The sequence below is a fragment of the Pseudovibrio sp. Ad37 genome, assembly GCF_001623075.1.
Classification (GTDB): domain Bacteria; phylum Pseudomonadota; class Alphaproteobacteria; order Rhizobiales; family Stappiaceae; genus Pseudovibrio.
This window is the reverse complement of the sequence record NZ_LMCF01000079.1, coordinates 113,753-140,509: the sequence shown is the minus strand read 5'-3', so window position 1 is coordinate 140,509 and position 26,757 is coordinate 113,753. Positions and strand designations below refer to the sequence as shown.

Below are 26,757 nucleotides of genomic sequence, written 5' to 3'. Positions count from 1 at the left end.
TCAGGACGCGACTTTCGGTGCTTCCTCTTCGATCCAGAGGTCATCGCCTTCCGGATAGGTAAAACCTGTTTCTGAGGCCAGTTGCTTCAGGAAGCCTATCATGTAGTCGGTGCGTTCGAGCGCGACTTCACGGCCTTCCTTGGTTTGCATGGTTTTGTGCAGTTTAAGCAGTTTTAGGGCGAAATGATCGACTCCGAATGTCTTGTCGTCGAGGTCGCGGTCGCTGGCGAACAGGTCGCCACCATGGAACAGATTGGAGTTCATGGTTTTGGCGATATAGAAAGTGCGGGCAATGCCGATTGCGCCGAGGGATTCCAGACGATCTGCGTCCTGCAGGATCTTGGCCTCAATCGTTTGCGGCTCGATTTCAGCTGAAAAGCTATGCGCTTCAATGGCGTGCTTGATCTTCTCGATTTTTGCTGCAGAAACACCCAGCACAATCAGAATCGGTTCAGCGGCATCAGCTGACAGCTTGGAAGCCTTTGCACGGTCCGGTGAGTTCTTTGGAACATTGACCAGATCATGCAAGTAGGCAGCTGCGATCAGCACCTCCTCATCGCCCTCACCGCGACGCTGAGCGATGTCCAGCGCGGCCAGTTTTACGCGGCGCGCATGGTAGAGGTCGTGGCTGGCATCGTCACTCTGATCATGCGCTTTCAGCGCTGCTTCCAAATTCTTTTCAAACTCAATCATCGGAACTCACAGTTATCAAATGAGCGCGAAACCTACGTCAGGTCAGTGTGCATTTCGAGGCAAAACTGATCTGAACCCCCGATAAAATTCCGCGGGCTCAGGCTGAGGTTAACGATCGCCGCTTACATGATGCAACCAAGTATCACGACAACACTTCTTTATCATGCTAGCGGTCTTTGGCGTTTGCAGCGTAGTTCATGACATTGAAGATGTAATTCTGCTCGATTGTGCCATCAAACAAGTGCGCCCAAGGACCTCTTGCATAAACCGCAACATCTTCTCCTGAATGGGTTTCTGAGGGAGTTGGAAGCAAGGATTGCTGTTTGAAATCTGGGTCTGTTGCTTCTTCCTGTGACAACACTGAACGGGTGCCGAACCAGTTGTTTTCTTCTGTCAGGATTGAGCCGGGACCATTGAGATAGCTGGCGACGGAGTATGGTTTTCCATCTAGCATCAGGTGCATTTCATTGGTGTGTTTGACACCGTTGTTGTCGATGCCCATGCACAGCCCGTTGATCGGCGTACCGCGTCCGCAATAGCCGTTGAAGGACAAAGTATGGGCATGATCTGCTGTGACGATAATCAGGGTGTCCTGATCGCTTGTCATCTCTTTGGCCACGGCGACAGCTTCCGCAAACGCAACACCGTCAGTTAGGGCGCGATAGAGGTTTCCGGCGTGATTGGCATGATCGACTCGACCGCCTTCAACCGTGAGATAATAGCCGTTTTCATTGTCTTGAAGTGCTTCAATGGTCCATTTCACCATATCAGCCAAGGAGGGTTGGTCTTTTCTATCATACTCATACTGCATATGACCCGCTGCAAAAACGCCAAGAACAAGTTTGTCAGCAGAGGGGTCAAGGTTATTGAAGGAGGCCTCATTCCAAGCGTAAGACACGCCAAGCGCCTTGGCTTCTTCGATCAGGTTGCGCCCATCTTTGCGATTGCCAGTGGTGCCCTCGATGGTTTTTCTGCTTTCAGGCAGCATATGACGTTGCCCGCCTCCATAGGCGACATCAATAGTGCCATTCTTGATCTGCTCAATCAGCTGTGCAGCAATATCTGGCACATCACATCCCTCAGGTAGATCGGAGTCGTCTTCGAACCTGCGATTGGCGACGTGAGCATAGGCTGAGGCTGGTGTTGCATCCATGAGACTGGCCGTTGAGATGATGCCGACCGCCTTGCCTTCTGCGGCCATCACTTCTGCAATGCTCGCGATACTAGCGCTTTCAACGGCTGAGCAGTCGCCAACATTCAGTGTTTCATCCACCCCGAGGACACCAGCTTTGGTCTTCACGCCTGAATGGAATGCTGTTCCGGTTCCTGCTGAGTCTGGTGTTTGCGCATTTACATTGTAGGTTTTGACCAAGGCGCTGTGAGGAAATGTTTCTTGTGGCAACACATTTTCTTCACCCAGCAATCCGTTCTGCTGGCCTTGGAATATCCGCGTTGCATAGTTTGTCGAAATTCCGTTGCCATCCGCGATCATCAAAATGATGTTTTTGGCCGGTTTGGTGATCGGCTGCAGAGCAAGTTTGCTCTCAATCTCCGCCTCTGCAGCCTCAAACCATCTGTTGTTTTTTTGAGGGAAATCAGTCTCTGCCGAAGCATAGGATGCGGAACAGGCCAGCAGGAGCGCAACAAGTGGCGTTTTCATTTCAAATCCTCAAAAGGTGATGTTTCGGGCGCAGTGTGTACTTTACAATTCTTAGGGTTCGATATGCTGAACAGGAAGAATTCGAGTTATTTTTCCTCTTGATTGCAATGGCCCAAGCTTCCGCTGCGACAATCCGGCGCAATACGTATCTTTATGTAGATCAACAGAGTTGTCTGCTTCACACTTGGCCTTTCTGGCTTGAAGACCAAGAGGGGCACGCATTGGGTAAGGTTGACGATATGTTGGAAGAGGCATGCGCTGTGCAGCAACTTCCGGAACATCCACTACGCCAAGCCATTCTTGCTGAAGTTCATGCGCGTCCCTTCGTCCCCATGCACGGTGAATGGCAAATTCTGCAATACGCCTTCATGGTCGACCAAGATAAGAAGCAAGCAGAACAGCAAGCTCTGCTTAGGTTTACATCAGAGGAAATAAACTCGGCTTCAAGGGCCTCAGAGCACTATCTCCATCAGACTTTCGAAGATTATTCTTTACGTTGGGAGCAACACAGCGAGTTTTCTACCTATGCCGTGGAACAGCCTCTGGCCTCAAGCTTTCGCGCACAAGATCTAACTCTCTTTGCCAAGGGCCTGCTTGATCCTCCTGGGGAGTTGATTGCAGCTGTTCAGCTAACGATAAAAGTCACAGCTCAGCCGGAGACTGGCGATCTGTCTGAAAAGTTTGACCTTGCGAGCTTGAGTGTTTCCCAAATCATTGAAGGACGCGCGACGTTGGTCACCGACTTCAAAGCCGGTGATGATGGCATTGTTTCATTTCTTCTGCTCGATCATGGGCTGTCTCCTCTGGAACTGGGAGCGACCGTGCGACGTGTTCTGGAGCTTGAGACTTACAGAACTCTTTCGTTATTGGGGCTTTATGAAGCACGGAAGCAGCAAACCGTTGTAAGCCGCATTGAACAGGAACTCATGGGCATTACCGCTCAACTGCGCAATTCAGGAGACGCAGCAGCGCATTCTTTATCGCACAATGAGGAACTGCTGGCAGACCTTTCTTCTCTCGCGGCTGATTTGGAAGCTTCTGCGATGGAAAGTCTTTTCCGGTTTGGAGCGACATGGGCCTATTCCGATATTGTCAGGCGACGCCTGGATACTCTTGGGGAGAGTAAGGTCTCTGGTTACGATATGATCGGACGTTTCCTCAACCGGCGGCTCGCCCCCGCCATGCAGACATGCCGTGCTATTGAAGAGAGCGGCAGGCCAATCTTTCGCGAAAGCTGACACGGGCTGTTGGACTTTTGCGCGCCCGGGTTGATGTGGAGCTTGAACGGCAGAATCGGGACTTGCTGAAGTCCATGGATCAGCGTGCGAAGTTTCAACTTCGACTGCAACAGACGGTGGAAAGGCTTTCGATTGCAGCGATCTCTTACTACGTCATCAGCCTGATCGGTTACACTTTGAAAGGCGCGAAGGCCATTGGCTCCCCACTTGATCCGGCTTTTGGTATGGCCGCGTCTGTTCCGCTGGTGGTTGGTGTGCTCTGGTACGCCCTGAGAAGGCTGAAAGCAACACATTAAAGCATGATGGCGACGGCTATCGCCGCCATCTTGAACACTTACAAATAAGCAGCAGAGACCAGACGCTGTGTGTATTCGGTCTGAGGTCGATGAAGAACATCCAGCGTATTGCCAGCTTCGACAACGTTTCCGTGCTGCATCACCATAACGTTGTGGCAGAGTGTTTTCACCACCTTCAGATCATGGCTGATGAAGAGATAGCTCAGCTTCAGCTTCTCTCGCAGGTCTTTCAGCAACTCGATAATCTGCGCCTGAATGGACTGGAGTGGTCGGAGAAAAATGGAGAGCCTTCTGATACGATAAATTCAGGAGGACTTCATGGGTCGAAAACATTACACGGAAGATTTTAAGCGGGAAACAGTGCGACTGGTAAAAGTGAGTGATCGGCCCATTCCTGAAATAGCGGCAGGTCGGGGTGTGGGACAAGCTACCTTGAACCGCTAAATCAAGGAGTTTCGGGATCAGGATTTACTGGCAGGGCCGCATGAGGATGCTGGTAAAGAATTAGCCCGTTTACGAAAAGAAAACGAGCTATTACGGCAAGAGAGCGATTTAATAAATTGAATCCGGATCAGAAAACAGTCCGGTGAACTGTTTTCCCGGCGAAACGCGGCAGCGTTCTTCGCCAAGCAAACAAGTCGATGAGATATCAGTTTATCGATGCACAGAATGCCTCTTATTCAACTGCCAGCCTCTGCGCCTTTATGAGTGTCAGTTGCAGCGGATTTTATGCCTGGAGAAAGTGGCCTGCTAGCGCCAGACAACGTGAGGACATGGTGCTCCTTGCTCACATCAAGGATAAGTTTGAAGCCTCAAACCGAGCTTATGGCTCACGGCGCATTGCAGCTGATCTTAGAGTTGACGGCCTGAGTGTAGGCAGACATCGCGTGGTTCGCCTACAGCGCATCTCCGAAAACCGGTTTCCACTTTCATTAGGCCAGTCCGATCCCCTCAGACATAGCTTTGGTTGACATAACCAGCGGCTCTGCTGGCAGTCGCTCGCCAACAGGTGGTAACTTGCCTGCTTTGACCAGTTTACTCAGGAACGGGGCTTCGCTATAGCCCTCCAGTTTCTGATAGGTCCACAAATCACTGCGAGACAGCAAATCATATTCCAATGTGGACATGGACTGCTCAACCGGCATTTTGTCGGCCAGTGCTGAACTTGTCGCGATTGCGCAGGCACTTACGCCTGCTGCTAAGCAAAGTTTAGACACAAGGTTTGTTGAAGACATCAATTCCTCCCCCATTTCATTACTCCCAACACCATCATGGCCACCCGCGCTGTCTCTTTTCCTCCGGCTTTCTATTCATAAATTCCGATTTTCTTCGTAGATGCTTTTAAACTGCGTATTTCTCTATACTATACACATGGGAGAATATTGAGAGCCGAACTCTCGTATTAATATCGATTCATTCGGCTTTTCAAATATTGACGCAAGAGGAGGATGTGTAATTGAGTATTAGTGATGATTTATATCGCCAATATCTGGATCAGAGTGTCATACCCTCGACAGATAAGTTCCTGATTATGCGCCATAAGCCTCACGTATTCTCCAAAAGGCCTTATCATCACCATGCCTCTATTGAAGTGAACTTCCTGATCAACTGTGAAATGGACTATTCCTTCTCAGGAAGTCATGTGACTGCTCACCCCGGTTACATGATTTGCTTCTGGGGCGCTGCACCGCACGGCGTTGTAGGGGTGCGCGGGGATGGCGATATGGTCAATCTCTACATCTCCTTTGCACAAATATTGCAATGGGGTTTGCCCACACGCATCACTGATGCACTCATTTCAGGAGATGTGATTTGCAACAAGGCGCCCTGCCCGATTGATGCTGTGCGCTTTGGCCATTGGGCAAGTGAGTTCAAACGAGATGACATCAACTGGCGCAAACTGGTGCTGAGTGAGATTTCATCCCGCTTCACGCGTTTGGGATTGGATGGCTGGAACACGCTACATCATGACTACCGTCAGTCCAGTACTGTGGTTGGTCGCGGAAAATCCATGTTGCATGTGGAAGAGATGTTGCGGTTCATTTCTGAGAACCACACCTCGGACATTTCCGTCACTGATGTTGCTGAATGTGTTGGCTTATCGCCAAGCCACGCGATGACTTTGTTCAAGCGTATTGTGGGTCTGCCGATCAAGGAGCATTTGACGCGTGTCCGGCTTTCTCATGCACGCATGTTGCTTGCTGAATCTGAGATGAAGATCTTGTCTATCGCAATGGATGCCGGGTTCCGGTCGCTTTCCAGCTTTTATGAGGCGTTTCAGAACCACTTCAGCACCTCTCCTGCAGCGTTTCGCAAGCAGGCCCGCAACATCGGCAAGATATAGCGGGCAGCTGCCTACTCGCTATTTTAGCTTTAGCCTGTTACGACTACGCCGCCATCAATAACGAGCGCCTGACTTGTCATCATACGGCTGGCTTTGGATGCCAAAAACAATGTTGCATCAATGATATCGTCTGGATCCAGATGTTCTTTCAGGCACTGGCGCCCTAAGTGAGCCTTCAGGTCTTCCGGTGTTGCCCAGAGGTCTTTCTGGCGCAGAGTGAGGACCCAACCCGGCATCAGGGCGTTGACGCGAATGTTGTCTGGTCCCAGCTCACGTGCCAGTGCTCTGGTTAAGCCAGTGATGGCTGCTTTGGACGTTTCATAGGCCGGATAGCCTGCATTGCCCATCATGTAGGAAATGGAGGAGAAGTTGATGATCGATCCTCCGCCAGCTGCTTTCATGCCTGCTGCGGCGGCCTGCGCGGTGAAGAAATGCGGGCGCAAGTTAACCTGCATGGACGCATCCCATTGATCTACCGTGAACTCCTCAAGGGTGTGACGGGTATCATTGGCTGCGTTGTTTACCAGAACTGTGACAGGTCCGTGCGCCTTTTCAGCTTGTTTGACTGCGCCTTGCAAAGCTTCAACATCGGTGACATCACATTTGATGAACAGAGGTGCTACACCGTGCTTTTCCTTCATCTGCTGAGCAAATTCCGAAGCATCAGAGCGCTGCACAAAAGCGACTTTGGCACCTTGCTGCATAAAGCCATCAGTGAGACTTGCGCCGATCCCTGCCCCGCCGCCAGTGATGAACACACTTGCGTCTTTCAAATCGTGAAAGGTGACGTTCCCAGACATTTATTCCCCCAAGGAGTGCTTAGCACCCATATTTGATATATCAGAACATACATAAGCGGCAGCCTCGTTTCAGGCAACTGCTTATGTCATCGCATTTTTCTAATTGGCAGCGCTCTTGTTACGCAGTTTCAAGCACTTGCTTCTGCGTCCAGGCTGGCAACCAGTCTTTATGCGCTTCCAAAAGCTCATCCACCATGGCCCAGATTTGCTCCAGATCCAGCTCTGCTGCAGTGTGAGGATCAAGCATTGCAGCGTGGTAGATATGCTCACGGTTTTCGGTCATAAGCGCTTCAACAGTAAGCTCCTGAGGACCAATATTTGTGCGCATAAGTGCCGCCAATTGCGCTGGCAGTTTACCGATGTGCGTTGGTTGGATGCCGTTGCGATCAACAAGACAAGGCACTTCAACTGCACAATCACTTGGCAGTGAGGTGATGTAGCCTTTGTTTTGAACGTTGCCATAAATAACAGCAGGCTCACCTGTCCAGACAGAGTTCATGATGGTGGACGCATATTCCTGACTGCGCTCTACTTCGATGCTCTCTGCATTTTTGTAGTCTTCGACTTGAGACTTCCAGCGTTCAATCTGCTCTACGCAGCGCACTGGATACTCATCAAGCGGAATGGAGAACTTTTCCAACAAGTCCGGGCGATCACGTTTGATAAACCACGGAACATACTCAGCAAAATGCTCTGAACTCTCAGTTACAAAATGGCCGAGACGGGTCAACATCTCGTAGCGCACGACGTTTTGACAGCGAGGGTTCCATGTGGACGGCTTTGGATAGCGGCCTTCGCGGTAGCCTTCTATCAGTCTTGGATAGAGATCTTCGAATGTACCGTCTTCCTTGACCTCTTCCAGGTACTGGTAGAATGCCATGTGATTGATGCCTGCACATTTAAAGCGAATATTTGCAGGATCGATATCAAGGTCGTGAGCGAGCTCTTTGACAGTGCCCTGAACAGAATGGCAGAGGCCTACCTGTTTGATTTGTGGATACTTTTGAGCAATGGCCCAGGTGTTGATCGCCATTGGGTTCACGTACTGAAGCATGACCGCATCCGGGCATACTTTAAGTATATCTTCGCAAATGCTCCAGAGGTGTGGAACGGTGCGCAGACCGCGCATGATGCCGCCGATACCGAGAGTGTCGGCGATGGTCTGGCGGAGGCCGTATTTCTTCGGAATTTCGAAGTCGGTGACGGTGCAAGGCTCAAAGCCGCCGATCTGGAATGCGACAACTACAAAGTCAGTGGAATCAAGCGCTTCCATCTGATTGGTGTGCGTTGAAACTGTTGCGCTCACTCCCAGCGTCGAAATCAGTTTACGCGCCACAATCTCAGATTCACCAAGGCGTTCTTCGTTGATATCCATCAGAGCGACATGGGCGCCAGAGAGCGCTGGACGTTGCAGAATATCGCCGATGATGTTCTTCATGAACGTGGTGGAACCGGCGCCAATGAAGGTGATTTTGGGGTTTCGGGCCATGCTTTTCTCCCATTTTCTGAAGAGCTCGCCAGCGCTTCAGATTGCATAGTTCTTGAGGGGATAACCGGAAAGCCTTGAGACGGGCGTCTCTGAGCTATCCTTTGATGAAAAACTATGGATCAGCGCCTCATTTTTCTTCCCGTTTTCTATTCTAAATTTCCGGAAACCACGGCAATTCAGGCTCTGATTTGCATTATTGGCCTCCAGATCACAGGCAATGACTACATCATAGCGCTTGGTGCTGGAGCGAGTTGGGAAGAGATAAATCCGTTGTCCTCCAGTACTTTAGCTTCTCTGAAGAGGTGCTCTTCGCCATAACGCGGGCCGATGAGCTGGATGCCAACAGGAATACCGTCGTGGGTATCATGAATGGGAATGCTCATAGCCGGGAGGTCAAGAAAGTTTATAGCACCGAGGTAGGTGTTTGTTTTTGCTATCGCTTTAAGGCTCTCGACCGATTTGATATCTGCGCCTGCCGCGAATGCGTTTTTTGTGCAAACTGGTGAAAGGATTACGGGATATTTGCGTTGAAATTGGTCAATCAGGCGATGATAGTGCGATCTGGAAGCCAAAGCCTGCGCGTAGCCATGGTAATCCATCGGCGGTACCAACTGCGTGTAGTACTCAAAAGTAGTCTGCAGTTGCTCAGATCCAAAACGCTCGATTACGCTCTCCTTCTGGAGTGCGACTTCGGTGATGAGAAGAGATGTGTAGCGTGTATAGACTTCTTCGATAAAATCGATGCTGGTGTTCTCCACCTTGTATCCCTGCTGCGCCAGCACCTCGCCTGCTTGCTTCAGAGCTTCATTGATTTTTGGATCGGCGTCTGGTGGAGTGATGAGCGCGACGCTGTTTGGGAAGATCTTGTCCTCATCCATGTCCGGCAGTGACCATGTATCCAGATCGGAATAGCCCTTCATTACATCATAAGCGAGTTTGAGGTCGTTAACGGAGCGTGCGAGTAGTCCTTGTGCCGAGGAGAGTTGGATGGTGATTGGGCGTTCTGCAACTGCGGTCGCATTGTAAAACGGTATGCGCCCGTGTGATGGACGCAATCCCAGCACGCCGCAGCAGAAGGCTGGCAATCTGATTGAGCCACTGAGATCTGAGCCATGGGCGATGTATCCGACACCAACTGCCAGTGAGCTGCCTGCTCCGCCGCTTGAGCCGCCCGGTGTGCGGGATACGTTCCATGGGTTGAGGGTCTGGCCGAACAAGATGTTATCCGTATGAAAGCGCCATGACATTTCTGGCGTGTTTGTGCGCCCAATTGGGATTGCCCCTGCCTGTTTCAACCTCTGAATAAGGGGAGCATCCTGCTTAGCAATCAGGCCAGCAAATGCCTTCACGCCGTTGTTTGTGGAGGCGCCAGCCTGATCGATGTTTTCTTTGATGGTGACGGGTACGCCGTGGAGCGGGCCTAACGGATCGCCGCGCTGCACCATCTGATCTGCCTGCTCCGCTGCCTGACGGGCCTGATCATCAAAGCGAGTGGTGATGGCATTCAGATGTGCGGTTTCATCAATGCGTGCCAGATGCTGTTCAATCACCTCACTGCATGTAATCTGCCTGTCGCGGATTGCTTGAGAAACTTCGACTGCCGTCATTTTGAATATATCTTCAATCATTTACGGGTTCCTCAGCTTACAAAAAAGAGTGAGAGATCAGGCAGAAAGGTGACGAGCAGCAGCACACAGAGCATAATCAGGACAAATGGAATGACTGACCTTGTGACAGTCCAAAAGCTTTCCTTGAAAGCCTGAGAGGCAACCACAAGATTGATGCCCACAGGTGGTGTCAGCAGGCCAATCTCCAGATTGATGATCATGATCACACCGAGGTGCACTGGATTGATGCCGTAGATTGTTGCCACTGGGAGCAAAATGGGCGCCATGATCAAAAGAGCCGAGATGATTTCCATGAAGAAGCCAACCATCAACAATAATATGTTGAGGCCAATCAGGAACATCCATTTTTCTTCCACGTGGGAGGATAACCATTCAGCCAGCTGGCTTGGCACCTGTTCTGTGGTCAGCACCATGTTCAAGGTCGCGGCGATCGCAAGAATTGGGAGCAAGCCGCCAAGCATCTGGGTTGTGTGAATGACAACCTCCCAGAGCTGGGTCAGAGTGAGCTCTTTATAAATGAATAGCTCGACAACAAGCGCATACGCCAAGGCGATGGCCGCGCTCTCCGTTGCGGTGAAGTACCCGGAATAGATACCACCAAGCAGAATGACCGGCATGAGCAAGGACCAGATGCCATTGGCGATTGCGCCGCCAACGGCGCTGACGTCAAAACCTGTGCGCGGCATCGTTTTATTGGCCCATGCAGAATAGATCGCCAAAGCGATGGTCAGAAAAAGACCCGGAATGACGCCTGCCAGAAACATATCGGTGATAGAGGTTTCGGTGACCAGACCGTAGATGATCATCGGAATGCTGGGCGGGATGACGACACCGAGCGTCCCCGCACTCGATAACGCTCCCAGAGAATAACTGGTAGAATATCCCTGCTCTCGCAGTGCCGGGTACAGCACAGATCCGACCGTGAGCAGCGTAACCATGGAGGAGCCCGAGATTGCAGCAAAGAAGGCGCAGGAGAGGATTGTTGCTACGCCGAGACCACCTGACAAAGACCCGGTCAATGCTTTGAGGACAGCAACGAGACGCTCAGCAATCGCACCGCGGCTCATGATGGAGCCACACAGCAAAAAAACGGGAATGGACAGGAGTGCTTCGCGATCCAGCGCAGCCCAGAAATCCTCAGCCATGAATATCAGCTCGCCATCGCTATAAAGCAACTGGACTGCCCCACCGAACACCATCAGGATCACGATGAGGTTCTGCCGCAAGATCAGCATCACCAAAACGGCGAGTGTGAGAAGGAGCGCATAGGTCATTCCGCGTCTGCCTCCTCTGGCCTCAACGAGGGCAACAGCATGAAGCCGAAATATCTGAGGGCGTTGGAGCAGAAGGCGTAGGGCATGATGGTCTGGAACCACCAGAGCGGCCAATCCACCACTGGCACGAGGAATCCGATCTCGTAGGACGAGCGTACCAACTCAAACGAAACATAGCCCGCGAGCAGGAAAAGTGCACCGCTCAGGCCATCCCCCAGTCGCTGCAGAAGGTTTTTCCAGACCTCTGGCAACAAATGATCTGTGACCTTGGGGCGGATGTGGGTGCCGGATGATGTTGCAAGGCCAAGGCCGAGCATGCCAGCAAAAATGGTGGAAAACAGAGCAATTTTGCTGCTGTGCATCAAGGAGAGATCGAAAAACTCTCGTGCAACGACATCTGCCAACATGGCCAACACCACGATGATGTAGGCCAGAGCAGCAAATGTCGCTTCAAATCGGTACAGCAGCTGGAAAAATCGCTTCATGCAAATTGAAAAGAGCCCTAAAAATGCAGTAAGCTCTTCCTTTCACGTGTCATGGAATCAAAGCATACAGGCTTTCTTTGCCTCTAGAATCTTAGGCCAGACTTCTTGCGCCTGCCCCCCGATTGAGCTCACCAACTGCTCACGCAATGGCAGGACAGCTGTTTTCCATTCTTCGCGTTGCTCCGCTGAAAGCTTATGGACGTGCCCGCCCTTTTCCTGAAAGCCGGCAAGCATGTCTTTAGCCATGGAGCGCACTTCATCTCGTAGGCCCTGGACAGGCACCAGAGCATTGGTGATGCTGTCCTGTTCGTTTTTACTCAGCTTCTTCCATGTGCGCATGCTCATGACCAATGCTCCAGACTGGTGAAGATGTGCGGAGAGCGTGAGGTGCGGTGCGAGTTTGCCCATGCCCATGGCCACATAGGTCATGGCTGGTAGTGTTCCGCCCTCAACCATTCCGGTTTGCAGCGCTGACGGTGTTTCAGCAAGGGGCAGAACAACTCCGTTTGCGCCCATGCCCTGCCAGAAGTTGACTGAGTATTTTGCAGGTGCTGCGCGCACTTTCACGCCCTTCACATCGCCTGGCGCAAGAAATGGCTTTTTGCCGAAGGTATGGATCCAGCCCAGCTCGTTCCATTGCAGGAACTTGAAGCCCTTTTTCTCAAAAAGAGGTTCAAAAACAGGCGTGAGATGTTTGTCCATTGCGCAATCAATTTGCGCGTAACTGTCCCATAGAAAAGGCACTCCCATCAGTGCCATTTCCGGCACGACAGTGGAGAACGCAGTCATGGAACTGCCAAGAATATCAATGCGACCACGGATGGTTTTTTGTACCATCACCGGTTCTGTCCCGAGTTGGCCTGCATGAAATAATTTCGCGCTTATTGCTCCATTGGAATTGACAGAAATCTTATGCGCAATGGCTTCTACATGGTTTACCCATGGGGTACCCAAAGGCGCACTGGTTGCAAGTTTCAGCTCTTTGGCAGCCTGTGCAACACTCATAGATAATGTGAAAGATAGTGCTGCCCCCAGTAATAATTCGCGTAATTCCATAGCCCCCCCAATATGTTCCCAAATCACACATGCATTCTGCTATTATCAGTGGCCCCAAGCCAAGAGATGTTATAGTTTGGCAACACAATTATCATTATCAAAAACAGAACTTATCGTCTAGTTTGAGTGTAAAATGAAATCTTATAAGCCAAAACAAAAACGAGGCTATGAGGCGGAGCAGAATTTCCTGCAAGCTGCAAAAACGATTTTTGCCAAAGAGGGTGTGGCGCGGGCGCGGGTTTCAGACATAGTTCAACTTGCGGGTTCGTCTACGGGTAATTTCTACTTTCGCTTCAAGAACAAGGAAATGTTGTTCGAGCGCCTTTTTGAGATTTACGAGGAGCATGCTCAACGCCTTATTCAGGATCTGCAGGATCCCCTCGGCTCGCTTGAGAGCACCATCTATTTTGTGACAGCTCTGAACCACAAGCTGTTGCAGGAGAATGTTGGCCTGTATCGCGCCGCTCATGAGATCTCAGCGAAGGAGCCTGAGACCTGGAAGCGCTTCCAGCAGCTAACTGTTATGACAGCAGAGCGTATTTTTGAACTCAGCACCCCTTATAAGGACCAGATTCCGTTTGAGGACTGGGAGATGCAGGTGCGTCAGACAGTTCAGCTGATTACCGGGTTCACTGCCAATCAAGCCATTCGCAATGCCGGCCCTGCCCGTTTTGGGTCACAGGCGATGGTTGATATGCTTTTCATGGCAGCTATGGGCTCACTTGGCCTTGCTCCCCCTAAGGATTTTGAAGAGGAAAAGGGAAAAATCCATAAGATATTGAATGATGAACGATATTCCTAAAGCGTAAGCTGAAAGAATAATCTAATATACGCGTATAAGTTTTAATTTTGGGAGGAATTATGACTGATACACTTAGTGCTCCAGCGTGGACACCTACTGTATTTACCAAGCCAATTGACGTGAACGGTTACAGGTCTGTGATCGAGATCTTTGAAGAGGCCAATGGCCGATTTGCAGACAATGTCGCCTTCACCAATTTTGGCCAGTCACTTACATTTAAAGACGTTGATGAGAAATCTCGCGCAGTTGCTGCCTATTTGCAGAATGAGCTGGGCCTGACGAAAGGCGACCGAGTCGCCATTATGCTGCCAAATATTCTGGCGTTTCCGGTTATCATGTTCGGCATATTGCGCGCCGGACTGGTTCAAGTGAATGTCAATCCTCTGTACACTCCGCGTGAGCTGAAGCATCAGCTGAATGATGCAGACACCGAAACAATCTTCGTTTTCTCAGGCTCCAGCCCCACCTTGGCAGAGGTGGTTGCTGATACGCCGGTGAAAAACGTAGTGATTGCTAATGTGGGCGATGCATCTGGCGTCGACATGCCCTCACCGCCTGCTCACAAGATGTTTGCAGACCGCCTGACTGTCTCAGATGTTCTTGAAAAAGGTGAGCAGCTGGACTTTACACCGCCGCAGATTAATCCAAGTGATCTGATTTACCTGCAATATACGGGCGGCACCACAGGTCTTTCCAAAGGCGCTGCGCTGAGCCATGGCAATCTGGTGGCCAATATTGCACAGTTTGATGCGGCAACAGACGGGTTTATGCGTGCTGGGCAGGAGATCGTCATAACGGCTTTGCCGCTCTATCACATCTTTGCGTTGATGGTGAACTGCGTGTCGTTTTACTGGCTGGGCTCCAGAAACGTGCTGATCACGAATCCACGCGATATGCCGGGGTTTGTGGAAGAGCTGAAGAAGTGGAAATTCAGCGTGATTACCGGGGTCAACACGCTGTTTAACGGCCTGCTGCATACACCGGGTTTTGATGGACTGGACTTCAGCAACTACAAATTTGCCATGGGTGGCGGCTCAGCTATTCAGCGTGCGATTTCGGATAAGTGGAAACAGGTGACCGGTCACCACATTATTGAAGGATATGGCCTGAGTGAGACCTCGCCGATCCTTTCGGTGAATCCGTTTGACAGCACCGAGTTTACCGAGACAGTTGGCCAGTCCATGCCAAAGACAGAGATCAAGCTGCTGGATGCGGAGGACAATGAAGTTCCGCTTGGCCAGCCGGGTGAGCTTTGTGCACGCGGACCGCAAATCATGCAAGGCTATTGGCGCAAGCCGGAGGCAACGACCGCGGTGATGACGCCGGACGGGTTCTTCCGTACCGGTGATATTGCGATCATGGACAAGCGCAACAACTTCAAGATTGTCGACCGCAAGAAAGACATGGTGCTTGTGTCTGGCTTCAACGTATACCCCGCAGAGGTTGAGGCTGTGATAGCTGAGATCAAGGGTGTGGTTGAAGTGGCTGTTGCAGGTACATCTGACGAGCGAACTGGCGAGGCGGTGAAAGCGTTTGTTGTGCGCAACAACGAGGACGTTACGCCAGAAGCCGTGCAGGATTACTGCCACAACGCGATAGCGGCTTATAAGGTGCCGAAATACGTGGAGTTTTTGGAAGAGCTTCCAAAATCGACCGTGGGCAAGATCTTGCGCCGGGAATTGCGAGAGAAATAAGTTTTTCACCAGAAGACATAAAAAGAGCCGCAGTTTGATCGCTGCGGCTTTTTTCGTTTCATCCGATGCAGATGCGCGTTAGGCGCCTTCCACGATGATGATGTTGGCAATGCCAGCGTTTTCGCGGTGTTTCTTGGCAGCCTGATACTCTTCGCTGTTGTAGCACGCCATCGCAGTTTCCATGTCGGCAAACTCGATCACCACGTTGCGGGGATGGTTTGTGCCTTCCAGATCCTCAAACTTGCCACCGCGGGCCAGAACGTTGGCACTGTACTTTTTGAAGGCGGCAGAAGCTCCGTCTGCGTAGAGCTTGTAGGGCTCAGGATCTGTGACTGTGACGTGAGCGACCCAATAGGCTTTTGGCATTTTCTCTTCCTTTGAAACAGGAAGAAGCGGCGCATGCTACGCCGCCCCTTCTTCTCGTTATTTAGTGTGTGTCTGCCTGTTACTTGTTCAGGATTTTCGCCAGAATAAGGTAGGCGATACCTGCCACGAACAGACCAACGAACCATGCATAGGTGTAGATGGTTGCGAACAGGGGTGAGGCTGGACCGGAAAGGCCTACGCCTGCCAGGAAGCCTGGAAGGTTTGGCAGGATACCGATAATCAGCGCGAGCACGCCCGCCCAGTTCCAGCCGTTTGAGCCGGAATAGATGCCGTTGTGCTTGAACAGATCTTCCACATTGAGCTTGGTTTTGCGCAGCAGGTAGTAGTCTGCCAGCATAATTCCCGCAATCGGCCCCAGCAGCGCTGAGTATGCAATCAACCAACCGATGATGTGGTTCACGAGGATCCATGGGAACATCACAAGGCCAATAGCCGCTGTGATGTAACCGCCGGTGCGCAGGTTGATGGATTTCGGTGCCAGGTTGGAGAACCCGTGCGCCGGAGCCACAACGTTTGCCGCCAGGTTGGTGGTGAGCGTTGCAACGATGAGTGCGAACAGAGCGATGATAATGCTCATGCCGCCCATTTTCTCAGCCAATACAATTGGATCCCAGATTGGTTCGCCGAAGATCACCACAGTTGCGGAGGTCACCGCAGAGGCGATGAACGCAAACAGCGCCATTGGGATTGGAAGGCCAACAGCCTGCCCCATGAACTGGTCTTTCTGACTCTTTGCATAGCGCGTAAAGTCCGGAATGTTCAGTGCAAGGGTTGCCCAGAAGCCGACCATACCTGTGAGGCTTGGCCAGAAGACGGACCAGAACTGGCCTTCTTTAGGCTGACCTTCAGCAAACTGGCTTGGAGTGGAAAGCATTGCGCCGAACCCACCTGCATTGACATAAGCCCATGCCAGCAGTGCCAGACCCATTGCAAGCAGGAATGGCGCTGCATAAGTTTCCAGCCAACGGATGGATTCTGTACCGTTTTTGATGAAGTACAGGTGCAGTGCCCAAAACGCCATGAAGCAGGCAAACTGGCCTGCATTGATGCCCAGAATTGGGAGCGGGTCACCTGCCAGTGCTCCACTCATGAGCGTGTTCAGGATCACGTAGATCGCAGAACCGCCAACCCATGTCTGAATACCGAACCAGCCACAAGCCACGATACCACGGGCGACTGCTGGAAATTTGGCACCAGCTGGACCAAAGGACGAGCGCAGCAGCACCGGGAATGGAATACCATACTTGGTGCCTGCATGGCCGATCAGGACCATTGGAATGAGAACGATTGCGTTGGCGAGCAGGATCGTCATGACCGCCTGATCCCAGCTCATTCCTGCGCCAATCAGATAGGACGCGAGCAGATAAGTTGGGATACAGACCACCATCCCGACCCAGAGCGCGGAGATGGAAACCCAGTTCCATGTACGAGCTACAGCAGCGGTTGGCAGCTGATCTTCGTTGTAAAGATCACCGTCGATTCCGACTAGTTCCTGATGGATAATACCAAACTCGTCCGGGACGACATTCCCGGTTGAGCCTAGAGTTGAGTCCGACATCGAGTAATTCCCCTCAGATTAAAGGCAGCAGATCCCCTCTATAAAAACTACTGCGTTTAATGACCAGCCCGCGTACCCCACGCGGACCTGATGGCATATCGCAATGCTTTTTAGCTCTGCGACATGCTCTAAATTGTTGTTTTCAGGCGCCTCTTGTTCCGAAAGCCAGTGTCCTCTTTTCGGAGATGCACCTTTTGCTCTGTGTGCAGACTTATACGCCTGCTGGCATCAATTCTGGCCGGCGCTCAACTTTGCGAGGCGCTGTGATTTCCTTCCACTTGGACAGAGCGGCGCCGACCGGAGCATTTGGCTCGCGACCAACGAATTCACCGTGACCTGGTTCGGTTTTAACCGTACTTTCCTCAATCGCGACTTTGCCACGGGTGAGTGTGAAGCGTGGCAGACCGACCACTTCCCTGCCTTCAAACACGTTGTATTCGACGCAGGACTGCTGATTTGCAGCAGTGATTGTTTTTGAGCGGTTAGGATCCCAGACAACAATGTCGGCATCCGCTCCTTCAAGAATTGCACCTTTTTTAGGATACATATTCAGGATCTTGGCGATATTGGTGGAAGTGACAGCTACGAACTCGTTCATGGTCAGGCGGCCTGTGCGCACACCGGTTGACCAGAGCATTGGCATGCGGTCTTCCAAACCGCCTGTACCGTTCGGGATCTTGGTAAAGTCGCCAACACCAAAGCGTTTCTGCTCCAATGTAAAGGCGCAGTGGTCAGTTGCGACCACCTGCAATGAGCCGGACTGCAAGCCTGCCCAAAGGCTATCCTGATGCTGTTTGTTGCGGAACGGAGGCGACATGACGCGCTGTGCGGCGTGGTCCCAATTCGGGTTGGCATACTCGCTGTCATCCAGTGTCAGGTGCTGGATGAGCGGTTCCCCATACACACGCATGCCTTTTTGACGGGCGCGGCGGATGGCTTCATGGGCCTGCTCACAGCTTGTGTGCACGATGTAGAGCGGTACACAAGCCATATCCGCGATCATGATTGCACGGTTGGCTGCCTCACCTTCCACTTCCGGCGGGCGAGAATAAGAATGCGCTTCCGGACCGTTGTTGCCTTCTGCCAGCAGTTTTTGCTGCATGGTGGCGACTACATCACCGTTCTCGGCATGGACGAGCGGCATTGCACCAAGCGCGGCACAACGTTGGAAAGATGCGAACATTTCGTCATCATCCACCATCAACGCACCTTTATAGGCCATGAAATGTTTGAAGGTGTTGATGCCGCGATCAACTACCTCCTGCATTTCGTTAAAGACCTGCTCGCCCCACCACGTGACAGCCATGTGGTAGGAGTAATCCGAGCATGCTGCGCCGGACTTCTGCTGCCAGATGGCAAGCGCTTCCATCATGGACTGGCCGGGAGATGGCAGACAAAAGTCCACCACCATGGTTGTGCCGCCAGCAAGGCCTGCCCTTGTGCCAATCTCGAAGTTGTCTGCAGAATGCGTTCCCATGAACGGCATTTCCAGATGCACGTGCGGGTCAATCCCGCCCGGCATGACATAACAGCCGGTGGCATCCAGCGTTTCATCACCGGAGAGGTTCTTACCTATTTCGATGATCTTGCCACCGTCAACCAGCACATCAGACTTGTAGGTTCTATCGGCAGTTACAATCGTGCCGCCTTTGATAACTTTAGACATATTGCAGTCCTCAACTCTTTCAAATCTTTGGGTTATTCGGCTGGCTCGGTGGTATCTTGCTCAATTTCCGCGTACTCAAGCACTGCATGGAACAGCACGTCAGCACCTGCAGTTGCCCACTCTCTTGAAATCTCTTCGTCTTCGTTGTGGCTCAAACCATCCACGCATGGGCACATGATCATGGCTGTTGGCGCTACACGGTTTATCCAGCAAGCATCGTGGCCTGCGCCGGAAATGATGTTGCGGTGAGAATAGCTCAGGCGCTCTGCTGCATTGCGCACGGCAGAGACGCAGCCTTCATCGAAGGTGACCGGATCAAAGTGACCGACGGCTTCGATCTCGATGCCCAGACCAAGTTCTTCTGCGATTTTCGGTGCTTCAGCTTCCAGTTTGGCTTTCATGCCATCCAGAACGTCCTGATGCGGGGAGCGGAAATCAATGGTGAAGACGGTTTTACCCGGAATCACATTGCGGCTGTTTGGATAGACGTCGCAATGTCCAATGGCGCCAACGGCTTCTGGCTGGTTCTCCATGGCAATCTGGTGCACCAACTCTGTGATGCGCGCCATGCCAAGACCTGCATTTTTGCGCATTGGCATTGGGGTTGAACCGGTGTGGCTGTCTTTTCCTGTGAGGGTGACCTGCAGCCACCAGAGCCCCTGACCGTGGGTGACAACACCGATGTCTTTTTCCTCGATTTCGAGGATTGGTCCCTGCTCAATGTGGAGTTCAAACATGGCATGGAGTTTGCGCGCGCCGACTGGCTCCTCGCCCACATAGCCGATGCGCTTCAGCTCATCGCCAAACTTTTTGCCTTCTGCATCTTCGCGATCATAGGCCCAGTCCTGCGTGTGCATACCAGCAAACACACCAGAGGCCAGCATAGCCGGTGCGAAACGGGTGCCCTCTTCGTTGGTCCAGTTGACCACCTCAATTGGGTGTTTGGTTTTTATGCCACGCTCACGAATGGAGCGGATCACTTCCAGACCTGCAAGTACACCAAGCACACCATCATACTTGCCACCAGTTGGCTGCGTATCCAAATGAGAGCCGATCATGATCGGATCAAGGCTCGGATCTTCCCCTTCCAGCCGGGCAAACATATTGCCCATGGTATCGATGTGCATTGACATGCCTTCAGCCTCACACCAGATGGTGAAAAGCTTGCGGCCCTCGGCATCTTCGTCTGTGAGCGTCTGCCTGTTGTTGCCGCCACGAACACCGGGTCCGATTTGGGCCATATCCATAAGGCTACGCCACAGTCTGTCACCATTAATACGATGATTTGAGCCAAGTTTACTCATAAGTCTCTCCGATAACGCTTTTACAACGTCGTTTTATTCAACTCACCCGCGCTTTATTCTTTGTAATCACAACGGGCTCGCCATAGTTATCTGGTCTCCCGAAGGAGTATAAAACTGATAAAACCGATGAGGACTTTCGCAGGATTCGAGCTGTATCTCTTTTTTTGACAGGACGGACGGATTGCAACCGCACATAAACAAGCTGCAGGCAAAATATGTCAAAAATTCAATCTACTAGATTTCCCGCAGGGTTATTTTTCCCATTTGGAACAGAGTAGGTATCGTATGCAGAGGTGGCCCCCTCATACAATAGCTTAGTTCAGCTTAAATCTTGGATATTCCCCTCCCAAAACTTTGGGTAAATTGGACCAAACAGTCAATTATCTGTCAACCCACCTTCAAAATTTGTTTCAGGCTCCTGATACTAGTAAGAAATATCTCTAACATTACAAGGGGTAAGCCGATAAATTAGCCGACCTCTCTCTCAGCATACCGCTATCTCACACAAGAAAGCTCCACAACTTAGTTTATTTTTCGCACCTAATTATAAAAGTGTAACAAATAGAACAGACAAAGCCTCAGCGGATAAATATGCGAGTAAAGTTCACTATCTATTCTGCCAAGATAAGCTTTAACAAGAAAAAACTAACTTAGAGACCTCTAATGCTGCACTGCAAACTTACCCAAAAAGCTCTGCATCACTCCAAGTTTATATTTTGGAGGACAGGTTATATTTGCATTGCAAAACAGATATTCTGCCTTAGAGATAATTCTTGCTTGACTAACTGGTAGTTGCCGATATTTTTTGACCGAGAGGTAAAAAATTATGTTGACTGCTGACCAAGCGCGATACCTGGGGGAAGTGCAAGGCTCAGATCTTCGGGATCTGATGCAACAGGCTGCTACAGTAAAGCTTCAGTATTGGGGCAACACTGTCACCTACTCCCGTAAAGTTTTTGCACCACTGACAAACATGTGCAGGGATACATGTACGTATTGCACATTTGTCAAACACCCCAGCTCGCCCGAAGCCAACATCATGACACCGGAGCAAGTGATGCGTACGGCGCGTCAGGGTGAAGAGACCGGATGTAAGGAACTGCTGTTCAGTCTGGGTGAGAAGCCCGAACTGCGCTACGAGCAGGCGAAAGCGGCTCTGGCAACGCTTGGCTACAGTTCCATGATAAGCTATCTGGCGGATGCCTGTGAGATGGTGCTGGGGGAAACAACTCTCCTGCCCCACGTGAATGCGGGTACGCTGAGCGATGAAGAGATTGATCAGCTTCGCCCCTTTGCCGCCTCTATGGGCATGATGCTGGAGACAACCAGTCGTCGATTGATGAAAGAAGGCCAACCGCATTACGGCTGTCCGGATAAGGCTCCTGTCCAGCGCCTGCGGACTTTGGAACGTGCTGGACAAAAGAAGATCCCGTTTACCACCGGACTGCTGATCGGCATTGGCGAGACGTGGGAAGAGCGCATTGAAGCACTCGAGGCTATCAATGAAAGCCATGCTCGGCACGGCCATATCCAGGAAGTGATTATCCAGAATTTCCAGCGCAAGCCAGGGATCGGAATGGAAAACCATCCGGAACCTTCGCTGGATGACATGCTGCGCACGCTGGCCGTGGCCCGGTTGATCCTTTCACCAAAAATCAGTCTTCAGGCACCGCCAAATCTGAGTGAGCGACATATGGAATACCTGAGTGCGGGTATCAACGACTGGGGCGGCATTTCGCCGGTTACCATTGATTTCATCAACCCACAGCACCGCTGGCCAGTGATTGATGAGCTTGCACAATCTACTCAGCTGGCAGGGCAGAAGCTGGAAGAGCGCCTGACCGTTTATCCGAGTTATCTGCGCGATAAAACCGAGTTTGTTGACCCTGCTGTGCTTTCAAAATCACAAGGGCTTTGGGAACAGATGGGTTCCTCTGCCTCGCTTCAGTCAGGAGGCACCCTATGACCCTTCACAATTTCCCGCAGCGCGCCGGTGATACGCCAGAGTTTCGCAGTGTTAGCGCTCCCGTTCGTGATATTTTGAGCAAGGCGCTGGCTGGTAATGAGGTTTCTCAAGCTGAAGGCGAATGCCTGTTCCGTGCCTCAGCAGAAGAATTTCCAGCTATTGCCTATGTGGCGGATACGCTTCGTCAGCGGTGCAATGGTGATCGGGTGGGCTTTGTAGTTAACCGGAACATCAACTTCACCAATGTCTGCTACATGGGCTGCAAGTTTTGTGGATTTGCCAAGCGAACCGAAGACCCTGGCGCCGAATGGCTGGTGCCTGAGCAAGTTGTGGCACGGGCGCAGGAAGCTTGGGACCGCGGAGCGACTGAGGTCTGCATTCAGGGTGGACTACACCCGAAAATGGAAGGCACTTATTATCGTGAGCTCGTGCTGGCAATCAAAAAAGCGCTGCCGGACATGCACATCCATGCGTTTTCGCCGTTTGAGGTTTGGTATGGTGCGGCCAAGACCAAGCAGTCTTACACGGACTTTCTTCAGGACCTGAAGGATTGCGGGCTGGGTTCCCTGCCCGGTACAGCGGCGGAAATTCTGGACACAGATATTCGCCAGCAGCTGACCCGTAACAAATTGAGCACCGAGAAGTGGGTGGAGATCATCAAAGCGGCCCACGAGGTTGGAATTTCGACCACCGCAACGATTATGTACGGCCATATTGATGGACCGGAGCATTGGGCGGCTCACATCGCCTTGCTGCGCGATATTCAAAAGGAAACCGGAGGCTTCACCGAACTGGTGCCCCTGAGCTTCGTTCACTCCGAGAGCCCACTTTATACGGCGGATCCGAAAAACGTGCGCCCTGGTCCGACTGATTTGGAAGTACGCAAGATGCATGCAGTTTCGCGGATTATGCTGCATGGCTGGATCGACAACATTCAGGTTTCCTGGACTAAGCTTGGTGCTGAGTTTGCCTCTGATCTTTTACAATGCGGCGTGAATGATCTGGGCGGCACTTTGATGAATGAGAGCATCTCCCGCTCTGCTGGGGCGGCTCATGGGCAGGAAATCACAGCCTATGAGATGTGCCAAGTCATTCAGGAAGCAGGCAGAGAGCCTGTTCAGCGCAACACCATTTATGGCGTGATCAATGATTTTGCCGATGGATTGCCAGAACAACAGGCGCCATTGGTTGCCCGCGCACATTCCGGGCTGCTGAACTTCCTGACTGAGGCTGATGGTGCGCCTGTACAAGCGGCTGGAGGTGCTGGATGAGCTCAAACACGCCTATCAAAGTCACTTTGATTGCCGGAGGGGTTGGCGGCGCCAAAATGGCGGAAGGCCTGTATCATCTGGAGAACGTAGAGCTTTCCATCATCGGCAACATTGCAGATGACGAAGCTTTCCACGGCCTTTGGATTTCGCCGGACATTGATACCCTCACCTACACGCTTGCCGATGTGATTGATCGCCAACAAGGTTGGGGTGTGGCGGATGAAGGCCACCGCGCGTTAGACACGCTCTCTAAACTGGGTGACGATACATGGATGTCACTTGGAGACCGTGATTTTGGTCTACACATCTACCGCACACACCGACGCCGTCAGGGAGATCGCCCAACGCATATTGCACGTGATATCGCCAAGAGCTTTGGCCTTGAGTGCGAGATAATTTTGCCAACGGACGATACGGTTCAAACGCGTGTGAGAACGGAGGCAGGTTGGCTGAGCTTTCAGGAATACTTCGTCAAAGAGCGCTGTGCGCCTGAGGTTCGGGAGCTGCATTACGATCATATCGAGGACGCACATGCCACTGAGGAAGCCTTGAGCGCACTTGCTGAGGCAGACTTGATTGTGGTTGCACCAAGCAACCCCCTCGTGAGCATTCTGCCAATCCTGAAAATTTCCGGTATTCTGGAAGCGGTGAAGGCCTCCAAGGCTCCAAAGGTTGGAGTTTCGCCGATCATCAATGGCGGTGTCGTGAAAGGCCCTGCGGACCGGATGCTGGCTTCTCTTGGCTATGAAGCATCAGCCTTTGGCGTGGCGCAGATTTATGCGGATTTTCTGGATTGCTTTGTGATTGACCACGCAGATGAGCAGCATGTGACTGCCATCAATGACCTTGGTCTGCGCACCTTCACGGACACGATCCTTATGAAGACCCGCGATGACAAAGTACGTCTGGCAGCGGCGTTACTCGCAGTTTCTGGTGTTGGGAGTGAAAAAGCTTCCGAGGCCCAGGAGCTGAGTGCATGACGGAAACCACTTTCAAAACGCTTATTGTTGTTCCGGTAAAAGATTTTGCGAGAGCCAAGTCGCGTCTTGGGCCGGATCTTGATGCCAGAGAACGGGCCACCGTGGCCGCAAACTTATTTGCGCAGACCGTTGCCTTCCTGCAGGACGCCCAGGCACGCAGCAGCACGCCCTTTGAGATTGCAGTGGTCACAAGTTCAGCGGATATCGCAAAAGCCGTGACTGATCATCGCCTTCACTTGATCTTAGAGGGACAGGAAGATGGACTGAACTGTGCACTGACCACTGCTGCTCTTTGGGCAAAAGCGCATGATTACGAGACACTATGCGTTTTACCTGCCGATATCGCAGCTCCTGACTTTGGTGAGTTTGAGCGGCTTCTGGGACTTGTTGGTTCGCCGAATTCACTGGTTTTGTGCCCGGCACATGACTACGGCACCAATGTGCTGATTGTAACGCCGCCGGATGCCATTTCGTTCACCTATGGCAGTTCATCCTTTCTGAAGCATCAGGCCCAAGCGGCAGAGCGTGGTTTGAACTGCGTGATCGTTCCGTCCTCCTCCTTTTCCAGAGATATCGACTATATGGAAGATTTGAGCGCACATCAGCCCCGGCTCCGTGCAAAACGTTCCGATCGGAGAGCTGTTTGATGCATACACTTTCCCTACATGCGATACCGAACATTCCAGAGATCAATCCCGGCGATGATCTCGCTGCTATTTTGGGCGATGCCATTGAGGCAGCTGGGCTTTCTTTGCAAGACGGAGACGTCCTGACATCTGCGCATAAGATCTTCTCCAAGGCGGAAGGCCGCATTGTGAGCCTGTCAGATGTCACGCCTTCTGAAGACGCGCAGACCTATGCGGAGGAGCTGAACAAAGACCCACGCAAGGTTGAGATTATCCTGCAGGAAAGCACTCGGGTGGTTCGCCATTTTAAGCGTCCGACGCAAAATGAAGGGACGATGATCTGTGAGCACCGTTTGGGCTTCATTTCCGCCAATGCGGCCGTCGATGAATCCAACAGCGGCACAGATGAAACGCTCATTTTGCTGCCTGAAGACCCGGATGCCAGCGCTACCCGCATGCAGGCGGCGCTTTCCAAACGCTTTAACGTCGAGATCGGCTTCGCCATTACGGACACTTTTGGACGGCCCTGGCGACTTGGCCAAGTGAACGTGGCTGTGGGCCTTGCCGGTGTTCCGGCAACAATCAAAGAACAAGGCAACTCGGATGCACATGGGCGTTTGCTCAGTGTGACTGAACCAGCCTTTGCAGATGAGTTGGCCGCGGCTTCCGGTCTGGTGATCAGCAAAGCAGGACAGACGCCTGTTGTGCTGTTTCGCGGACTGAACTGGACGCTGGAGGCGAGCTCGGCACAGGATTTAATAAGATCTAAGAAGGAGGACATGTTCCGATGACATTAGCAATTATCGGAGGAACCGGGCCACAGGGTCAGGGGCTTGCACTCAGGTTTGCACGTGCGGGCGGTCCCGTTGCGCTTGGCTCTCGTGATGCAGTTCGCGGCAAGGAAATTGCCGAGGAGTTGATGAGCAAGCTCCCAGAAGGTTCTGCGCAGATCAACGGTATGGGTAACGAGGATGCGGTGGCAGCGGCTGGCGAGTGCGTTATGCTTGCTGTGCCTTATGCAGCGCACGACGCAACGTTAAACGCCCTGAAACCGCACCTTGCTGGTAAAATCCTGATCGACATTGTTGTTCCGCTTGCCCCAGGTGACCCGAAGACCGTCGAAATGCCGCCAGAAGGCTCTGCTACTGAGGCTGCACAAGCATTGCTTGGGCCAGACATTCCTGTTGTGGGCGCATTGCACAATGTTTCGGCCACGACTTTGAACAATCTGGATTGGCCGATCAACTGCGACATCCTCGTGTGCGGTGACAGCCTTGCTGCCCGCAAGGTGGTGATGGAGCTGGTCAACAAGCTCGATGTGAAAACCTACAATAGCGGCAATGCAAAAGCAGCACGCTGTATTGAGGCGATTACCCCGATCCTCATTCGTCAGAACATTTCAAAAGCTGTGCCGTTTACACATGCGGGAATCCGCATCTGGGCACCGGATCACTAAGACTTTTTCGGGCGTATCCTTCTTCGAAAACCAACTGCCGTTTTTCGAGGGTACGTTTTGAACAACACCTTACTATTTGTGAAG

At 51.9% G+C, this 26,757-nt stretch carries 25 protein-coding genes and 1 pseudogene; 12 read left to right on the top strand and 14 right to left on the bottom strand.

What is annotated here, in order from left to right; genetic code table 11:
- The gene (locus tag PsAD37_RS13565; protein ID WP_063296596.1) at window positions 1–693 is read right to left on the bottom strand and encodes an HD domain-containing protein; all 693 of its coding nucleotides are present in this window, start codon (window positions 691–693) and stop codon (window positions 1–3) included.
- A gap of 166 nt (window positions 694–859) precedes the next feature.
- Complete coding sequence (locus PsAD37_RS13560) at window positions 860–2,353, bottom strand: alkaline phosphatase (protein ID WP_063296595.1); 1,494 nt, start codon at window positions 2,351–2,353, stop codon at window positions 860–862.
- Between the two features lie 221 nt (window positions 2,354–2,574).
- Here PsAD37_RS13560 and PsAD37_RS13555 point away from each other — a divergent pair, with 221 nt between their 5' ends.
- Both PsAD37_RS13555 and PsAD37_RS28755 read left to right on the top strand, forming a co-directional pair.
- Window positions 2,575–3,591: a DUF3422 domain-containing protein gene (locus tag PsAD37_RS13555; RefSeq protein ID WP_208991867.1), complete on the top strand. Its 1,017-nt coding sequence runs from the start codon at window positions 2,575–2,577 to the stop codon at window positions 3,589–3,591.
- Window positions 3,592–3,608: 17 nt separating this feature from the next.
- Window positions 3,609–3,887 (top strand): DUF3422 family protein, encoded by a 279-nt coding sequence (locus PsAD37_RS28755; protein ID WP_244272525.1) that lies wholly within the window; start codon window positions 3,609–3,611, stop codon window positions 3,885–3,887.
- A 38-nt stretch (window positions 3,888–3,925) separates the two neighbouring features.
- Here PsAD37_RS28755 and PsAD37_RS13550 read toward each other — a convergent pair.
- Window positions 3,926–4,147: pseudogene (locus tag PsAD37_RS13550) on the bottom strand (microcin ABC transporter ATP-binding protein); the annotation flags it as partial.
- 381 nt (window positions 4,148–4,528) lie between these two features.
- Between PsAD37_RS13550 and PsAD37_RS29575 the strand changes: the two are divergent.
- The gene (locus tag PsAD37_RS29575; RefSeq protein ID WP_084407778.1) at window positions 4,529–4,858 is read left to right on the top strand and encodes an IS3 family transposase; all 330 of its coding nucleotides are present in this window, start codon (window positions 4,529–4,531) and stop codon (window positions 4,856–4,858) included.
- Here PsAD37_RS29575 and PsAD37_RS13545 read toward each other — a convergent pair.
- On the bottom strand, window positions 4,820–5,122 hold the full coding sequence (locus PsAD37_RS13545; RefSeq protein WP_208991866.1) for a hypothetical protein: 303 nt from the start codon (window positions 5,120–5,122) through the stop codon (window positions 4,820–4,822). The genes PsAD37_RS29575 and PsAD37_RS13545 overlap by 39 nt on opposite strands.
- 221 nt (window positions 5,123–5,343) lie before the next feature.
- Between PsAD37_RS13545 and PsAD37_RS13540 the strand changes: the two genes are divergently transcribed.
- Window positions 5,344–6,231, top strand: coding sequence for a helix-turn-helix domain-containing protein (locus PsAD37_RS13540; protein ID WP_208991865.1), 888 nt, complete (start codon window positions 5,344–5,346; stop codon window positions 6,229–6,231).
- A gap of 29 nt (window positions 6,232–6,260) precedes the next feature.
- Here PsAD37_RS13540 and PsAD37_RS13535 read toward each other — a convergent pair whose 3' ends face one another.
- The 6 genes from PsAD37_RS13535 to dctP all read right to left on the bottom strand — a co-directional run bounded on the left by PsAD37_RS13535 (window position 6,261) and on the right by dctP (window position 12,963).
- Window positions 6,261–7,031: an SDR family NAD(P)-dependent oxidoreductase gene (locus PsAD37_RS13535; protein WP_063296591.1), complete on the bottom strand. Its 771-nt coding sequence runs from the start codon at window positions 7,029–7,031 to the stop codon at window positions 6,261–6,263.
- A 118-nt stretch (window positions 7,032–7,149) separates the two neighbouring features.
- Entirely contained in the window at window positions 7,150–8,520 is a 1,371-nt protein-coding gene (locus tag PsAD37_RS13530) for an alpha-glucosidase/alpha-galactosidase (RefSeq protein ID WP_063296590.1), read from the bottom strand.
- Window positions 8,521–8,741: 221 nt separating this feature from the next.
- Window positions 8,742–10,148, bottom strand: coding sequence for an amidase (locus PsAD37_RS13525; RefSeq protein WP_063296589.1), 1,407 nt, complete (start codon window positions 10,146–10,148; stop codon window positions 8,742–8,744).
- A gap of 11 nt (window positions 10,149–10,159) precedes the next feature.
- The gene (locus PsAD37_RS13520) at window positions 10,160–11,422 is read right to left on the bottom strand and encodes a TRAP transporter large permease (protein ID WP_063296588.1); all 1,263 of its coding nucleotides are present in this window, start codon (window positions 11,420–11,422) and stop codon (window positions 10,160–10,162) included.
- Window positions 11,419–11,907 (bottom strand): TRAP transporter small permease, encoded by a 489-nt coding sequence (locus PsAD37_RS13515; RefSeq protein ID WP_063296587.1) that lies wholly within the window; start codon window positions 11,905–11,907, stop codon window positions 11,419–11,421. Before PsAD37_RS13515 ends, PsAD37_RS13520 begins: the two co-directional genes overlap by 4 nt.
- 57 nt (window positions 11,908–11,964) lie before the next feature.
- Window positions 11,965–12,963 carry a TRAP transporter substrate-binding protein DctP gene (gene dctP / locus PsAD37_RS13510; protein ID WP_063296586.1) on the bottom strand — a complete coding sequence of 333 codons (999 nt, stop codon included), beginning with the start codon at window positions 12,961–12,963 and terminating at the stop codon, window positions 11,965–11,967.
- A gap of 133 nt (window positions 12,964–13,096) precedes the next feature.
- Here dctP and PsAD37_RS13505 point away from each other — a divergent pair, with 133 nt between their 5' ends.
- Together PsAD37_RS13505 and PsAD37_RS13500 are read left to right on the top strand one after the other, a co-directional pair.
- Entirely contained in the window at window positions 13,097–13,765 is a 669-nt protein-coding gene (locus tag PsAD37_RS13505) for a TetR/AcrR family transcriptional regulator (RefSeq protein ID WP_063296585.1), read from the top strand.
- 59 nt (window positions 13,766–13,824) lie between these two features.
- Window positions 13,825–15,459, top strand: a complete 1,635-nt coding sequence (locus PsAD37_RS13500) for an AMP-binding protein (RefSeq protein ID WP_063296584.1) — start codon at window positions 13,825–13,827, stop codon at window positions 15,457–15,459.
- A gap of 78 nt (window positions 15,460–15,537) precedes the next feature.
- On the opposite strand, the gene PsAD37_RS13495 is transcribed toward PsAD37_RS13500, so the two are convergent.
- The 4 genes from PsAD37_RS13495 to PsAD37_RS13480 form a co-directional block, all read right to left on the bottom strand.
- On the bottom strand, window positions 15,538–15,825 hold the full coding sequence (locus PsAD37_RS13495) for a DUF1330 domain-containing protein (RefSeq protein WP_057465313.1): 288 nt from the start codon (window positions 15,823–15,825) through the stop codon (window positions 15,538–15,540).
- Window positions 15,826–15,904: 79 nt separating this feature from the next.
- Window positions 15,905–17,404, bottom strand: a complete 1,500-nt coding sequence (locus tag PsAD37_RS13490; RefSeq protein ID WP_063288494.1) for an NCS1 family nucleobase:cation symporter-1 — start codon at window positions 17,402–17,404, stop codon at window positions 15,905–15,907.
- A gap of 211 nt (window positions 17,405–17,615) precedes the next feature.
- Window positions 17,616–19,070, bottom strand: coding sequence for a dihydropyrimidinase (gene hydA / locus PsAD37_RS13485; protein WP_063296583.1), 1,455 nt, complete (start codon window positions 19,068–19,070; stop codon window positions 17,616–17,618).
- A gap of 32 nt (window positions 19,071–19,102) precedes the next feature.
- Window positions 19,103–20,374, bottom strand: coding sequence for a Zn-dependent hydrolase (locus PsAD37_RS13480; protein ID WP_063296582.1), 1,272 nt, complete (start codon window positions 20,372–20,374; stop codon window positions 19,103–19,105).
- An 826-nt stretch (window positions 20,375–21,200) separates the two neighbouring features.
- Here PsAD37_RS13480 and cofG point away from each other — a divergent pair.
- The 6 genes from cofG to npdG are packed head-to-tail and all read left to right on the top strand — an operon-like array spanning window position 21,201 to window position 26,673.
- Window positions 21,201–22,340: a 7,8-didemethyl-8-hydroxy-5-deazariboflavin synthase CofG gene (gene cofG / locus PsAD37_RS13475; RefSeq protein ID WP_193778265.1), complete on the top strand. Its 1,140-nt coding sequence runs from the start codon at window positions 21,201–21,203 to the stop codon at window positions 22,338–22,340.
- The gene (gene cofH, locus PsAD37_RS13470) at window positions 22,337–23,611 is read left to right on the top strand and encodes a 5-amino-6-(D-ribitylamino)uracil--L-tyrosine 4-hydroxyphenyl transferase CofH (RefSeq protein ID WP_063296581.1); all 1,275 of its coding nucleotides are present in this window, start codon (window positions 22,337–22,339) and stop codon (window positions 23,609–23,611) included. The genes cofG and cofH overlap by 4 nt, the downstream gene beginning before the upstream one ends.
- On the top strand, window positions 23,608–24,591 hold the full coding sequence (gene cofD / locus PsAD37_RS13465; RefSeq protein WP_063296580.1) for a 2-phospho-L-lactate transferase: 984 nt from the start codon (window positions 23,608–23,610) through the stop codon (window positions 24,589–24,591). The genes cofH and cofD overlap by 4 nt, the downstream gene beginning before the upstream one ends.
- Window positions 24,588–25,238 (top strand): 2-phospho-L-lactate guanylyltransferase, encoded by a 651-nt coding sequence (cofC, locus tag PsAD37_RS13460; protein ID WP_063296579.1) that lies wholly within the window; start codon window positions 24,588–24,590, stop codon window positions 25,236–25,238. Before cofD ends, cofC begins: the two co-directional genes overlap by 4 nt.
- A complete protein-coding gene (gene cofE, locus PsAD37_RS13455) occupies window positions 25,238–26,008 on the top strand; it encodes a coenzyme F420-0:L-glutamate ligase (RefSeq protein WP_063296578.1) in 771 nt (256 codons plus the stop codon). Before cofC ends, cofE begins: the two co-directional genes overlap by 1 nt.
- On the top strand, window positions 26,005–26,673 hold the full coding sequence (gene npdG, locus PsAD37_RS13450; protein ID WP_063296577.1) for an NADPH-dependent F420 reductase: 669 nt from the start codon (window positions 26,005–26,007) through the stop codon (window positions 26,671–26,673). The genes cofE and npdG overlap by 4 nt, the downstream gene beginning before the upstream one ends.
- Window positions 26,674–26,757: the final 84 nt, after the last annotated feature.